A 13,417-nucleotide genomic window follows, 5' to 3' on the forward strand; every position below is an offset into this window, starting at 1 on the left:
TTTCAGGTTGAGAACTAAGGTAATAGTTTGTAAATTGTGGATAAGGAGAGAGAATATATGAAATTTAAAATAATTGGTAGTGGAGGGTGCCTTGCAATACCTCGACCATTATGCACGTGTAAAGTTTGTAATGAAGCGAGAACTAAAGGTAAACCTTTTTCAAGATATGGATGTAGTCTGTTTTTAGAAGATATAAATCTATTAGTTGATACTCCTGAAGATATAGTACATGCAATTAACTATTCAAATATTAAAAGTATTAATTCAGTATTATTTAGTCATGTTGACCCAGACCATACTCTTGGTATGAGAGTTTTTGAGCAACTTAGAGTGAACTGGCTTGAAGTTTCTGAGGGGAGAGAATGCAATAATCCAATAAATGTATATGCAATGGAACATGTAATGTCTGATATAAATTCTATACAATTTAAGTTTGGTGCATATTTAGATTATTATGAAAAGACTAGAAATTTAATTAAAAGAGAAATTATTGATAGCTCTATATTTATAGATGATATAAAGATAAGTTGTTTAAAAGTAAATCATGCAACTATATTTGTTTTTGAAGAAAATAATACAAAAGTAATATATGCTCCCTGTAATGTAAAGCCATTCCCTAATAACGAAATACTTAAAAATGCAGATGTATTAATAATTGGAAGTACTATTGTAGGTGATATTCTTAAGGATGGTTTCATTTTAAAAAGCGATAATCCACTTAAAAAAGAGCTTTTCAGCATGGATGAAATTCAAAATATAAAAAGAGAATACAATATAAAAAAAATTATAGTAACTCACCTAGGAGAAGATTGGGGAAAATCATATAATGACTATTTAGAATTAGAAAGTCAGTACAATGATATATTATTTGCATATGATGGTATGGAAATTCATATTACTTAGTGTGTAGTTTTAGGATAAAGCGAGATGGACAGTATGAAAAAATAATTTTAAAGCTAGCTTATACATAAGTTTTAATGTTATTGGGGGAGAATGATGATTAAATTTAGAAATATTACCGAAGAGGAATTTGAGAAATATAAACAGTATTCAATTAAGGATTATGCTGAAAATTTAATTCGTTCAGCCAGTAAAACAAAGGAAAATGCTCTGGAACCGCAGCTTTACTTGAAGTAGAAAAAGGTGCAAGAGTACATGGATACAATAAAATTGGATTAAATGTATTTAATTTCAATGAAGGAGATCATGCATTACATGAACGATGTGGTTATAAGCCATCTAAAGTGTTTGAAGCTAATACGATTATGGAGAAGGAGCTTTAACGACGAGTTAGAGATTATATAAGATATATATTATGGAATTCAAGGGGGATTAAATATGATGATAAAAAATTTAGAAACAAATCGATTAATGATTAAAAGTACTAAGAAAGCAGACGCTTCATTTTGTTTTGATATATGGTTGGATAATGAAATGGGGAAATATCTATCAGACCCCCCTCGTGATAAAGCTGGTGATACGTATTTGAGATGGAAAGAAAATGTAGAAAATTATGATGGATGCTATTATTTTATTGCAGTTTCAAAGGCAACAGGAAATTATATTGGAACATGTAGTGCGGTTCCAAGCGAAGACAAAAAACATTGGGATTTAGGATATGCCATTCATAAAAAGTATTGGTGTCAAGGATATGCTACAGAAATGATAAAATCACTAATCGATTTTTGTTATATAAGTGGAGGCAGAAAAATTACGGCTGATGTAGCACAGCAAAATATTGGTTCAAATGCAGTATTAAAAAAACTTAACTTTTATATTGAAAAAGAAGGTACTTTTAAAAAATGTGGAACTGATATTATATATGATAACTATACCTACAGACTTGACTTAGAATAATCGTTAATTATTTAGATAGATAATATTTGAAGGATAGATTTGAATAACTTAAACCAATAATTTTAAAGTATTGAGAAGTAAGGGAGTTGTAGTATTATGATTTTTAAGTTAGTTGAGCCAACTATTGAAATGGAAAAGGAATATATGGATTATATAGGTGAGTGGGAGAAGCAAAAGGGTGAAATAGTGCCAAGTGCTTCAAGGAGAAATAACTATGACTATAACACCTTAATTGAAAGATGGGCAGAACAAAAAACAAGCAAAGCAATAGAGTTAGGATTTGTTCCAGCGACCTTGTATTTTCTTGTTGATGATAATAATAGAATTTACGGAGCATTGCACATTAGACATGAATTGAATGATTTTCTATTAAGTAGGGGAGGTCACATAGGTTATGGAATTAGGCCTTCAGAGCGTAAAAAAGGTTATGCTACGAAGATGCTTTCTCTATCATTAAATATTGCTAAAGAGTTGGGGATAGAAAAGGCTTTAGTTACATGTGATAAAGAAAATATAGGATCAGCAAAAACTATAATAAGCAATGGTGGAGAACTAGAGAATGAAGTTATTTATGATGGAGAAGTAATTCAAAGATATTGGATTAGCATCGCATAAATTATTTAATCTAGATAAACATGAATTTATGGGGGGACTAACAATGTTAGATAAAATTAATTCAAATTTATTGAAAGAAAAACTTATTAAAATAAAGATGAATGGCTATATAAATAATGATCCAGATAATGTGATTAAAATATCATTAGATATGATGAAGTGTATTGGTTCTGTAGATTATGAGTTAAGGGATGAACTTATATATTCAACTTTCGTTAAATGGACTATTAATAATGTGATTACATCAGAACAAATGCACCAATTGTTAAAAATAAGTCTCGATGAAGAACATTTATTTTATAAAATAGGCGAAAAAGATACTGATTCTGTTTTTACCCGTACATTTTCACTTTTATTTATTCCGCTTGCATTGTATTTAGATAGCAATACTAAATTTTTAACTAAGGAAGAAACGATATACATCAAGGATAGGGTTATTAAGTATTTAGAACTTGAAAAGGATATAAGAGGATATGTAGTTGAGAAAGGATGGGCTCACTCTACGGCACATGGTGCTGATGCTTTAGATGAAATTGCAAAATCACAATATATTAATTACGATGAATTGCTCGAAATATTACATGCAATTAAAAACAGAGTATGTATAAATAATTATACATATATAAATAAAGAAGATGATAGACTGGTTACCGCGGTTATGACTGTTTTTAGCCGGAATTTGATTGATGACAATGAAATAGTAGAATGGATAAAAGACTTTAGCAATATCGAAAAGACTGGCAAATACCCTGAAGAACATCATCTTATAGTGAATATAAGGAATTTTTTAAGGAGCCTATATTTTGAAATGTTGTATAAAAAAAGTCCGGAAATATTCACTAAAGCAATTTCAGAGACATTGGAAAATTTATAAACTTATCTAGATGAAGATAATATAAACAATAAATTAAACGTTTGTAGATTTTGGTGCAGAAATCTTAGAATATTTCAATTTATTTGACGACATACAGGAAAAAGAAATGTATGGAAGGTCTTATAAAGGTGACTAATAAAAAGGGGGAGATTGTTATGTTAACTCATAAAGGGACAGAGGTAATAAATACAGATAGACTTTTGTTAAGAAAATTTGAGCTTGATGATGCATATGATATGTTTAAAAATTGGGCAGCTGATAGTGAAGTGAGAAAATTTCTATCTTGGAAACCCCATGAAAACATAGAGGTTACTAAAGGAATAGTAGAGATGTGGGTTAAGGAGTATAAGGATGATAATATATATGATTGGGCTATTGAGTTAAAAGAGAGTGGAGAAGTAATTGGTCAAATTTCCGTAGTTAAGTTGGATGAAAAGAACTATTCTTGTGAAATGGGATATAACATATCAAGAAACTACTGGAACAAGGGTATAACAAGTGAAGCTCTGAAATCAGTAATTGATTATTTGTTTTCTGAGGTTGGTTTTAATCGAATAGAAGCAAGACATGATACAAATAATGGTGCTTCGGGAAAAGTTATGATTAAAAGTGGAATGCAGCACGAAGGAATCTTGAGAAAAGTTAAACTTCGTGATAACAAAGAATTCTATGATCTAGCTGTATATTCAATTTTAAAAGAGGACTGGACAAGATAATTTCGTAATTGTAGTTACAGGAGGCATAGAAAATGGATAAGAGGATATATTTTGATAAATTTATCTCAGAGGATGACTTTAAATATTTTTCAAAGTTAGCTTTTAATGAAAAGGTAATGGTAATGAATTATGGGAGAGTATTTACATTAGAAGAAGCAAAAAAATGTTATAAAAAGATGTTGGAAAATAATAAAGTGTGTGAAGAGTTTGGATCATTTAAGGTTTTTGAAGCTACTACAAATAATTTTATAGGATTAGGGGATATTTCAACAAGTGAGGATTTTGCTGAAGCTGAGGTTGAATATTTATTGATCCCTGAGTACTGGGGACAAGGCTATGGAAGTGAAATTTTAGGGAACTTATTGAACAAGGCTGAAGAAAGAAAAAGTATACAACGAGTTACAGCAATAATAGATCCTAATAATGTAGCATCAAAAAAGATATTGTTAAATCAGGGGTTTGAATCACAGAAAACATATGAAATTGATGATGGTTCAATGGCGGAAATGTTGAGTAAAACAATAATATAGAGCAAATGCAATTATTTGTATGAAGGGTAGTGATAATATGTACACAAAACATGAAATTATACAAATTGCCAAGGCTCAGTTAGCTTTGGACTATAGTTGTGAAATATCTGATTTTGAAAAAGAAAACAATACAATAGTTGAAAATAATTTAGTTGAGGGTAGAAGAATTTATAATAGTGACGGATGTGCGTTGAAAATATTATGTTTTGGAAACAAAGCAATTATAAGTACATCACCTAAAATGATGCCATGGTTTGAAGAGAAGCTTCTTAATGCAAACTCAGCATGGCTTTTGGTGTATCCAAGGTTAAGAGCGATAGATAAGGAAATTCAAAAGTTTGGACATGAAATAGCAGATGTTCACCAGTATTATCTACCAAATCCTAATGAAAGTGATACAACAATAGAATCTATTAGTAATATTGCTGTGAAATGGTATGAGAAAGAAGAAATTTTGCAGTTTAGGGATGATGAGAGATTCGGAGAAGCTTTTGCATTTGATGAAAATCATCCAGACATCCTTGCAGTTGCGGCTATTGATGGTAATGAAATAATGGGTATGGCAGGTGCAAGTGAAGATAGTGAGACTATGTGGCAAGTTGGTATTGATGTTTTGGCAAAGCATAGGGGTAAAGGAATAGGAACAAAGTTAGTTACGCTATTAAAAAATGAGATATTAAAGCGAGGGAAGGTACCTTTTTATGGAACGGTAGAATCTCATTTTCACTCACAGAACATTGCTATAAACTCAGGTTTTTTCCCAGCATGGGCAGAGCTTTATTCAAGGGAAAAGTAAGGGGAGTATCAAGTTAAATAGAGGTGAGATAAAATGAATTCTATTCAAGATCATATATTGAAATTAGAGAAAGATTTATTAAAGTCAGAAGTAAGAAAATCATCACAAAGAATAAATGAAATATTATCAAATGATTTCATCGAATTCTGTAGTTCGGGAAATGTATATAATTATAAGAACGGTGATATTCATCAAGCGGTGGATGATAATAATATATTAGATTGGGAAGTCTTAGATTTTAAAGTAAAAGAATTATCAAATGATTGTGTATTAGCAATGTATAATTTAATAAAACATAATGAAATTGATAAATATAAAAAGAATTCGCTTCGCAGCTCAGTATGGAAATATTATGATGGAAATTGGAAAATGATTTTTCATCAAGGAACTTTATCATCTGAATATGAAATGGAAAATAACTTAGTAGGCAAATAAATTTAATAATCAAGATAAAGGGGAGGAGTTAGCATGAGAGCTAGAATAATTATAGTTACTTTTGCTAAAGATGATTTATGAAATTTAAATATTGTCCAATGTGTGGGTTAGAACTTGGGGTGAAAGATATCGGAGATGAGGGTTTGGTTAAATTTTGTGTTAATTGTAACACACCTTACTTTGATAGTCCCAATAGCTGTGTTGAGGTTTTAGTTATTAATGAGAAGAATCAAGTATTATTATTAAAGCAAAATTATATTTCAAAAACTAATTGGGGAGTAGTTTCAGGCTATGTTAAAAATGGAGATACATTAGAAGAAACAGTAGTAAGAGAGGTAATGGAAGAGACAGGTCAGAGTGTTGAAAGTATGAAATATGTTACAAGCTATTATTTCAAACCAAAAGAACTTATTATGTCCGGGTTTATAGCTTTTGTTAGTTCAAGACCTTTTGGAAAGTCTAATGAAGTTGATGATATTATGTGGTGTGAAATAAACAATGTAAATAAATATATTGTAAGAGAGAATAATTTCTCTGGGATTCACTTTGATAATTCAATGAGATTACTAGGCATGTAGAGTTATCAATTAAATAATTATTAAATTGATATAGTAAAGGAGTGCATGCAATGAAGTCAGTTAAGTATTTGTTAGAAAAGATAGTGAATGCTTATAAAAGTATTTTACAAGAAAACCTTATAGGAATATATCTACATGGTTCTTTAGTCATGAATGATTTTAATGAACAATCAAGCGATATTGATTTTTTAGTAGTTATAGAAAGTGAAATTAGCAAGGATGTTATGAGAGCATTAGTTGAAGTGTTACTTGATTTATCAAAGGATGGTCCTAAAAAGGGATTTGAGATGAGTGTTATTTTAGAAAGCAATTGTAGAAGATTCAAATATCCAACACCATTTCAGTTACATTATTCAGATTATCATAAGGTAAGGTATGAAAATAACTTGGATTATTTTTGTTCAAATTCAGTAGATTATGATTTGGCTGCACATATTGCTGTACTATGTGAAAGAGGAAGATGTATAAGTGGAAAACCTATAGAGCAGGTATTTGAAAAAGTTCCAAGGAAATATTATATAGATTCAATAATCAAGGATATTTCTAATGTAAAAGAAGAAGTATTTGATAATCCAATTTATTATGTGTTGAATCTATGTAGGGTTTTGTACTATTTAAAGGAAGGAATAATATCTTCAAAACAAGAAGGTGGAGAATGGGGATACTTAAATTGCCCAAATAAGTATAGGAATATTATTCAAGGGGCTTTAAATTCACATAATGATGTTTCTATAGAACTTAACATCCAACAAGAATTGTTAATTGAATTTGTAGATTTTATACAAAATGAAATAGATAGTATAAGAAGTGCTATTGATTAATGAACTTAAGGCATCTTCAAAGATGAATGAGTGAGTCTGATGGGTTATTTTGACTTATTATCTATTTTAAGCGGATTAAGAAATCTTAGAAAAGAGACATTAGTAATTATATATAGGTACTATAATACAAACAAATATAAGAGATAAACTCCACTTAAAATATAAAAAAGAAAGGTGTTTAGTTATGATTGAATATGGAAGAAGCATAAGGTGGTTTAATGATTATAAAGAGGAAGTAGAATTTTCACAACTTAATAAATTTGGTTTCATGCAAATCTGGTTTGTGAAGGATGAATTGATACTTGATAAAGTATTAGCACCGAAAGCGGAATATGTTTTAAATTCTAAATTTCCGGTAATAATTCATGCGGTTTATGATATTGATGATTATGATAAATACAATAGTGAATTGATTAGAATATTGAAGTTTCTAAAACATAAGGAAGTTATTATACATCCGGTATGTGAAAGTATTCCTGTAACTAAAGAGACAATATATCTACTTGCAGATAATATTCACAAAACAAATCAACTGCTTAAAGATGAGGGGATAAAATTATATATTGAGAATAATAGCGTAATTGATAAGATTAATTATACACCAGATGATTTGAAAATAGTATTTGATAGAAACCCAGATGTTGAATTGCTTCTTGACATTGCCCACATTGATGACTATCAACATTTGCAAAGAATCATTGAAGTGAAGTTTCCTAAATGCATACATATAGCAGACAAGCACTTTAGTGTAGAACATGAACATCTTTCAATAGGACAAGGTGAACTTGACTTTGAGTTAATTTTTCAAAATTATTTAAAAGAGTATGATGGAAAAATTATATTTGAAGTAGTTGATACTGATGAAGAAATTATAAAATCTCAAACTACAATACAAAGTATATTTCAAAATAAATAAGTTAGATAAAAGGGGATGGAATCGATTGTGTAACTTGGGTGAATATAAAATTTATAAGGCCAATCCGGAAGAGTGGGCAAGGTATCATGCTATTTATAGGATAAGCAATTTTAATGAATGGATGACATTAAGTTTTCAGAATGACATTGATCGGTACAAGAATTTTGATTTTGCTTATTGGATAGAAAGAGATGGTAAAAGAATAGGTGGGGCTCTTATAAAGCCCAATATTATTAAGTGTATATTCACTATTCCACCATTTCATAACAATAAGGAATTAATAGAAAAATTAGCATTGTATGTTAATTTTATATCTGATGAAAGCAAGGTCATAGTAATTCCTGATTCTAATTTAAGGTTAATGGAGCATTTTAAAAATGTTGGGTTTCGACTGGAGAAAATTGAGAAACTTATGGTATGTGCTACTAATGAATTTAATGTTACATGGGAAGAAAGGTATAAAATCATAGCTCCCCAAATTGAGTATGCTGGAGATATGGCAAAGCTTTATTTTGACACCTATAGTAATAATAAACTTGAGTGTATTGCTTCTCAATCATATAATGATCAAGTTTCAAATGTTCAAGTATATTTTAACCATATACAAGCAATGAATATTGAGAATGAGTGGTCTACGTTAATTTTTGATAATATTACAAATAAATTTATTGGTGCATGTATTGTTGGATTTATTAATGGGTTACCTTATATACTTGATTTTGTTGTGGATCCAAAGTTTCAAAGAAAAGGATTAGGAGTAAAAATGATTCAAAGAACATTAAGTTTATTATTCAGAAAATATCCAGCTATAAGGCTAAATATTACAGTAGGTAACGATGCAGAAATATTTTATGATAAATTAGGATTTATTAGTTTGGCAGAAAAAGGGTATATGACAAAATAGGGTTAATTAAGTTGGAATTGTAGTATAGAAGTAAAGATTAGAGTTTAACTTTTTGATTACACAGAAAATAATGACGTCTTAAAAAGGAATTTTAATTTTGAAAAATGAGATTTAGAAATATGGGAAGGTGAATTCACATGAATAAAATATTAGTATTTATTTTCGATGGAATGACAGATTATGAGATAACATTAATTACTCACTTATTAAGTACAAGTGCAGATAAAGAAATAGTTACAATTGCATATGAAGATAAAATAATTAAAGGGCGTTCTGGAATTTTATATAAGCCATCAAAATTAGTTAGTGAAGTGTTAGAGGAAGAAGCAGAAGGTTTAATAATTACAGGTGGATGGTATGGTGATACTAAGCCAGAATTAATGGAGTTAATTAATAATTTGAATGTGAAAGGGAAATTAATAAGTGCTATATGTGGTGCAGGAACAATATTCTTAGCCAAAGCAGGTATTCTTGATAATGTGAAATATACAACACCTGCGATTGAATGGACAGAGAAACATATTGAGGTATTTGGAGAGAAGGACCCTTTCCCAAGAGAAAATTTTGTTTCAGAGAGAGTTGTAAGAGATGGGAATATTATAACTGCTCAGGGAATAGCATTTATCGATTTTGCAATAGAAATATGTGATTGGTTTAATCTGTTTGAGGATCAAGAGGATAGAAAGAGCTTTTCTAAAAATATAAAAGGATTATAAAGTGAGACTTACTTAGTTGGGGTTTTAAGTGAATTAACATATTTGGGAGGTGTTGAAATTTGAAGGTTTGTATTTTAATGGGGAGTCCTAGGCTTAATGGAAATACAGTTGAATTATTAAAACCATTTATTAAAGAATTAGAAGTTAATGGCGCGGAGTTAGTCTATATTACACTTGCAGACAAACATATTTCTTCTTGTGGTGGATGTTATGCTTGTCAAAATGTAACAGGGGAATATGGGTGTAAGCAAAATGATGATATGCAGGATATTGTATTAAAAATACTTCAATCGGATTGCTTTGTTTTAGCAACACCTATTTACAGCTGGTATTGCCCGCCAGAAATGAAGGCAATGCTTGATCGATTTTATGGAATGAACAAGTTTTATGGAAGTGGTAAAGGTTCCCTTTGGGATGGAAAAAAATGTGCAATAATTGCAACCCATGGATATGATGTGAAGTATGCAGCTGAACCATTTGAAATGGGGATAAAGCGTCTTTGTGAGCATTCAAAGCTACTTTATCTAGGAATGTATTCTGTAAGGGATGGGGACGAGGATGACAAAGTAGCATTTCAAACTGTGGAAGCTGTTAATGGTGCTAGGGAATTTGCTGGTAGGATCCTTGATAAATAGGGCTTATTTTAGCTAGTGGGAGATGAAAAGATGTTAAATTATTCTCATGAAGAAATAAAAAAAATACTTGAAGAAATATTAAAAGAAAGTAATTTTACTATTAAACCTGTAGGAAATCACAGTATTAAAAGGCATTTGGTTTATGAAATAGCATTGGAAAGTGGGAAAAAGTATATATTTAAACTTTATTATATAGATAAGCGTCGGGCAAGAGAAATTGCAACTCTAAAGCTTTTAGAAGGAAGTAGTGTAAGATGCCCTAGTGTATATGCCTATGGGAATTTAGACACCGGAGAGCAATGGCTAATTACGGAGTGGATTGAAGGGGAAGTTTTAGATTGTGTAATGGATAAATTATCTTATGAAAATAAGATAAATATTTTTAATACGATGGGAGAAGAACTTGGAAAATTGCATTCATTTAAGATTTTTGAATTCATTGGAGAATGGGATGAAGGTGGAATTCCTATAAATCCAGTTAAAGATTACAGAGAATATTTCATGAGATGTAGTGAAAGAAACATAGAGGATATTTACAATCAGAAATTGCCAGATGAAGAAATAATAAGTAAGGCTATTGATGAAATTAGAAGTAATTATGAGTTAATAAATAGTGATGTTGAGCCAAGACTTGTTCATGGAGATTTTGATGGTAGAAATATTTTGGTTAGAAGAAATAATGATACCTATGAGGTATCTGGAGTAATTGATTTCGAAACGGCTTATCCAAGAAATGTAGAACAAGATTTTAGTAGCCTATATTATAGATACTTTTTAGATGATAAGGAATTAGAAGCTTCATTTCTAAGAGGATATAACAAATACTTAAATATTGATAGGGGATTTAAGGAAAGGATATATGTTTACCTATTAACCTTTGGAGTAGGAAACTGTAGTTGGGCATATGTACAAGCAACGGATTATTATTATGGAAATGTTGAATTTTTAAAAAGGTTAATTAAAGATAGCTAAATAAAAAATAAATGGGGGATAATTATGGAGACTATTGTGAATTATTATGATGCATATGAGGAAGATATAAGACTTATTAAGGATAAGGCTCATGAAGTTGAGTTTATTACAACAATAAATTTCTTGAATAAATACATTAATAGAGATACTAAGGTTTTAGATATAGGTGCTGGAACAGGGAGATATTCATTCCATTATGCTAAAAGGGGTATGGATATAACGGCATCGGATTTATCACCAAAACATGTATCTATTATGAGAGAAAGAGCTATAAAGGAAGGCTTGAATTTAGATGTTTTTCAGGGGAATGTGTTGAATCTGGAAAATGTTAAAGATAACACTTTTGATGTAGTATTGTGCCTTGGACCACTGTATCATCTCATGAGTGAAGAAGATAGATTTAAGTGTATAGAAGAATGTAAGAGGGTATTAAAACCACAAGGAATTTTAGCCGCAGCATATATTAATCGTTTTTCAACTTTTATAGATATGATTAATAGAGATAGTGAGAACATAAATGATGAAGGTATAAGGAAAATATATATAGAAGGAAAAGAGTATGATGATGAAAGAGATTGCTTTTATTTCTCAACAGTTAAGGGCATAGAGGAACTTATGAATAAAAGTAATGTATCTAAGCTAGAACATATTGGTACAGATGGCATGGGCATAATTCTAAAAGAAAAAATTAACAAATTTAATGAAACAGAATTTAATATATGGATGGAATATCATCTTGAAACTTGCAAAGAAGAAAGCTTACTTGGGTATAGTCAGCATGGATTATTTATAGGTAGAGCTTAAGAAGTGTTTTTTTAGTTACCTAAGTAAGAAATATTTTGAACTTAGAAAGTATAGCGAAAATGTTGCAAGTCCAAATCATATAATAGGTTGAAGGGAGGAGCTTAAAATGAAATTATTAATACATGATTTAAATCATAAAGAGTTTGAAAGATTATTTCCAAATCCGTTGAAGGATACACAAGTAATATCAGATGATGGGACAATTAATCACTGTGTTGGGTGTTTTGGATGTTGGATAAAGACTCCAGCTACGTGTGTAATACGAGATAAATATGGGGATATGGGAGAATACTTATCAAAATGTGATGAAGTTATTGTTATCAGTAGATGTTGTTATGGTGGATTTAGTCCCTTTGTGAAGAATGTATTTGATAGAAGTATTTCCTATGTTCAGCCTTATTTTATGATAAAGAATGGGGAAATGCACCATAGAAGAAGATATAATAATAAATTTCATATGATGGTATGGTTTTATGGGGAAAATATAGCAGAAAAGGAAAGGGAAACTGCTAAAAAATTAGTTGCATCAAACTCAGCTAATATGAACTATGAGGAGTGCAATGTAACCTTTGTTAATAGGGTTGATGAGATGGAGGAGAATATATTATGAAGATAGCTCTTATTAATGGAAGTCCAAAAGCAAAGGATAGTGGATCAGGGCATATATTACAAGGTCTTAAAAGTTTTTTTGATGAAAGTCATAGTATTTTTGAGTATTCCTTTAGAAAGCATCAGATTGATAATGATCAGATGAAAGAGATTAGTCAGTGTGAGGCCATAGTTTTTGCATTTCCATTGTATGTAGATGGAATTCCATCTCATCTTTTAAGGTGTTTAATTCAACTAGAAGAATTTTTTAGTGCTACAGATAAGAAAGATATTAGAGTTTATGCCTTAGTAAACTGTGGATTTTATGAAGGTCAGCAGAATATATTAGCCATTAATATGATAGAAAACTGGTGCGAAAAATCAAAGCTCAAATGGGGGCAAGGTATTGGTATTGGCGGTGGTGGAATGCTGTTATCAGTTAAAAATGTTCCACTTGGACATGGACCTAATAAAAATTTAGGAGAAGCATTAAAAGTAGTTTCAAATAATATTTTAAAAGGCCAGAGCGGAGAGAATTTATTTATTAAACCTAATTTTCCAAGGCTTGCCTATAAACTTGCAGGGGAACGAGGATGGAGGCAAGGGATTAAAGCTAATGGATTAAAAACAAAAGATTTATTTAGGAAGAAATAAAATACT

At 30.2% G+C, this 13,417-nt stretch carries 19 protein-coding genes; all 19 read left to right on the forward strand.

The window, feature by feature from the left end:
- The first annotated feature begins 57 nt into the window (after positions 1-57).
- The 19 genes from RSA29_RS12190 (at position 58) to RSA29_RS12280 (ending at position 13,411) form a co-directional block, all read left to right on the forward strand.
- Positions 58-903 carry an MBL fold metallo-hydrolase gene (locus RSA29_RS12190; RefSeq protein ID WP_346942028.1) on the forward strand — a complete coding sequence of 282 codons (846 nt, stop codon included), beginning with the start codon at positions 58-60 and terminating at the stop codon, positions 901-903.
- A gap of 93 nt (positions 904-996) precedes the next feature.
- Entirely contained in the window at positions 997-1,137 is a 141-nt protein-coding gene (locus RSA29_RS12195; RefSeq protein WP_346942027.1) for a hypothetical protein, read from the forward strand.
- A 201-nt stretch (positions 1,138-1,338) separates the two neighbouring features.
- Positions 1,339-1,857: a GNAT family protein gene (locus tag RSA29_RS12200; RefSeq protein WP_346942026.1), complete on the forward strand. Its 519-nt coding sequence runs from the start codon at positions 1,339-1,341 to the stop codon at positions 1,855-1,857.
- A 96-nt stretch (positions 1,858-1,953) separates the two neighbouring features.
- Positions 1,954-2,472, forward strand: a complete 519-nt coding sequence (locus tag RSA29_RS12205; RefSeq protein ID WP_346942025.1) for a GNAT family N-acetyltransferase — start codon at positions 1,954-1,956, stop codon at positions 2,470-2,472.
- Between the two features lie 43 nt (positions 2,473-2,515).
- The gene (locus tag RSA29_RS12210) at positions 2,516-3,346 is read left to right on the forward strand and encodes a DUF2785 domain-containing protein (RefSeq protein ID WP_346944432.1); all 831 of its coding nucleotides are present in this window, start codon (positions 2,516-2,518) and stop codon (positions 3,344-3,346) included.
- Positions 3,347-3,501: 155 nt separating this feature from the next.
- Positions 3,502-4,062: a GNAT family N-acetyltransferase gene (locus RSA29_RS12215; protein WP_346942023.1), complete on the forward strand. Its 561-nt coding sequence runs from the start codon at positions 3,502-3,504 to the stop codon at positions 4,060-4,062.
- A 32-nt stretch (positions 4,063-4,094) separates the two neighbouring features.
- Complete coding sequence (locus RSA29_RS12220; protein ID WP_346942022.1) at positions 4,095-4,592, forward strand: GNAT family N-acetyltransferase; 498 nt, start codon at positions 4,095-4,097, stop codon at positions 4,590-4,592.
- A gap of 19 nt (positions 4,593-4,611) precedes the next feature.
- Positions 4,612-5,388 carry a GNAT family N-acetyltransferase gene (locus RSA29_RS12225; protein ID WP_346942021.1) on the forward strand — a complete coding sequence of 259 codons (777 nt, stop codon included), beginning with the start codon at positions 4,612-4,614 and terminating at the stop codon, positions 5,386-5,388.
- A gap of 33 nt (positions 5,389-5,421) precedes the next feature.
- The gene (locus tag RSA29_RS12230; protein WP_346942020.1) at positions 5,422-5,823 is read left to right on the forward strand and encodes a DUF4440 domain-containing protein; all 402 of its coding nucleotides are present in this window, start codon (positions 5,422-5,424) and stop codon (positions 5,821-5,823) included.
- Between the two features lie 77 nt (positions 5,824-5,900).
- Complete coding sequence (locus RSA29_RS12235) at positions 5,901-6,401, forward strand: NUDIX domain-containing protein (RefSeq protein WP_346942019.1); 501 nt, start codon at positions 5,901-5,903, stop codon at positions 6,399-6,401.
- Positions 6,402-6,451: 50 nt separating this feature from the next.
- Positions 6,452-7,222: an aminoglycoside adenylyltransferase domain-containing protein gene (locus tag RSA29_RS12240; RefSeq protein WP_346942018.1), complete on the forward strand. Its 771-nt coding sequence runs from the start codon at positions 6,452-6,454 to the stop codon at positions 7,220-7,222.
- Between the two features lie 184 nt (positions 7,223-7,406).
- Positions 7,407-8,138, forward strand: coding sequence for a TIM barrel protein (locus tag RSA29_RS12245; RefSeq protein ID WP_346942017.1), 732 nt, complete (start codon positions 7,407-7,409; stop codon positions 8,136-8,138).
- A gap of 25 nt (positions 8,139-8,163) precedes the next feature.
- Complete coding sequence (locus RSA29_RS12250) at positions 8,164-9,042, forward strand: GNAT family N-acetyltransferase (protein WP_346942016.1); 879 nt, start codon at positions 8,164-8,166, stop codon at positions 9,040-9,042.
- A gap of 137 nt (positions 9,043-9,179) precedes the next feature.
- Complete coding sequence (locus tag RSA29_RS12255; RefSeq protein WP_346942015.1) at positions 9,180-9,758, forward strand: DJ-1/PfpI family protein; 579 nt, start codon at positions 9,180-9,182, stop codon at positions 9,756-9,758.
- A gap of 59 nt (positions 9,759-9,817) precedes the next feature.
- Positions 9,818-10,393, forward strand: coding sequence for a flavodoxin family protein (locus RSA29_RS12260; RefSeq protein WP_346942014.1), 576 nt, complete (start codon positions 9,818-9,820; stop codon positions 10,391-10,393).
- A gap of 30 nt (positions 10,394-10,423) precedes the next feature.
- A complete protein-coding gene (locus RSA29_RS12265) occupies positions 10,424-11,365 on the forward strand; it encodes an aminoglycoside phosphotransferase family protein (RefSeq protein ID WP_346942013.1) in 942 nt (313 codons plus the stop codon).
- Positions 11,366-11,389: 24 nt separating this feature from the next.
- A complete protein-coding gene (locus RSA29_RS12270; RefSeq protein ID WP_346942012.1) occupies positions 11,390-12,169 on the forward strand; it encodes a class I SAM-dependent methyltransferase in 780 nt (259 codons plus the stop codon).
- A 106-nt stretch (positions 12,170-12,275) separates the two neighbouring features.
- Positions 12,276-12,779 (forward strand): flavodoxin family protein, encoded by a 504-nt coding sequence (locus tag RSA29_RS12275; RefSeq protein ID WP_346942011.1) that lies wholly within the window; start codon positions 12,276-12,278, stop codon positions 12,777-12,779.
- The gene (locus RSA29_RS12280; RefSeq protein WP_346942010.1) at positions 12,776-13,411 is read left to right on the forward strand and encodes a hypothetical protein; all 636 of its coding nucleotides are present in this window, start codon (positions 12,776-12,778) and stop codon (positions 13,409-13,411) included. Before RSA29_RS12275 ends, RSA29_RS12280 begins: the two co-directional genes overlap by 4 nt.
- The last annotated feature ends 6 nt before the right edge of the window (positions 13,412-13,417 follow it).

Origin of the sequence: Clostridium sp., assembly GCF_036660475.1 — a bacterium.
In the GTDB taxonomy this organism is placed as follows: Bacteria; Bacillota; Clostridia; order Clostridiales; family Clostridiaceae; genus Clostridium_J.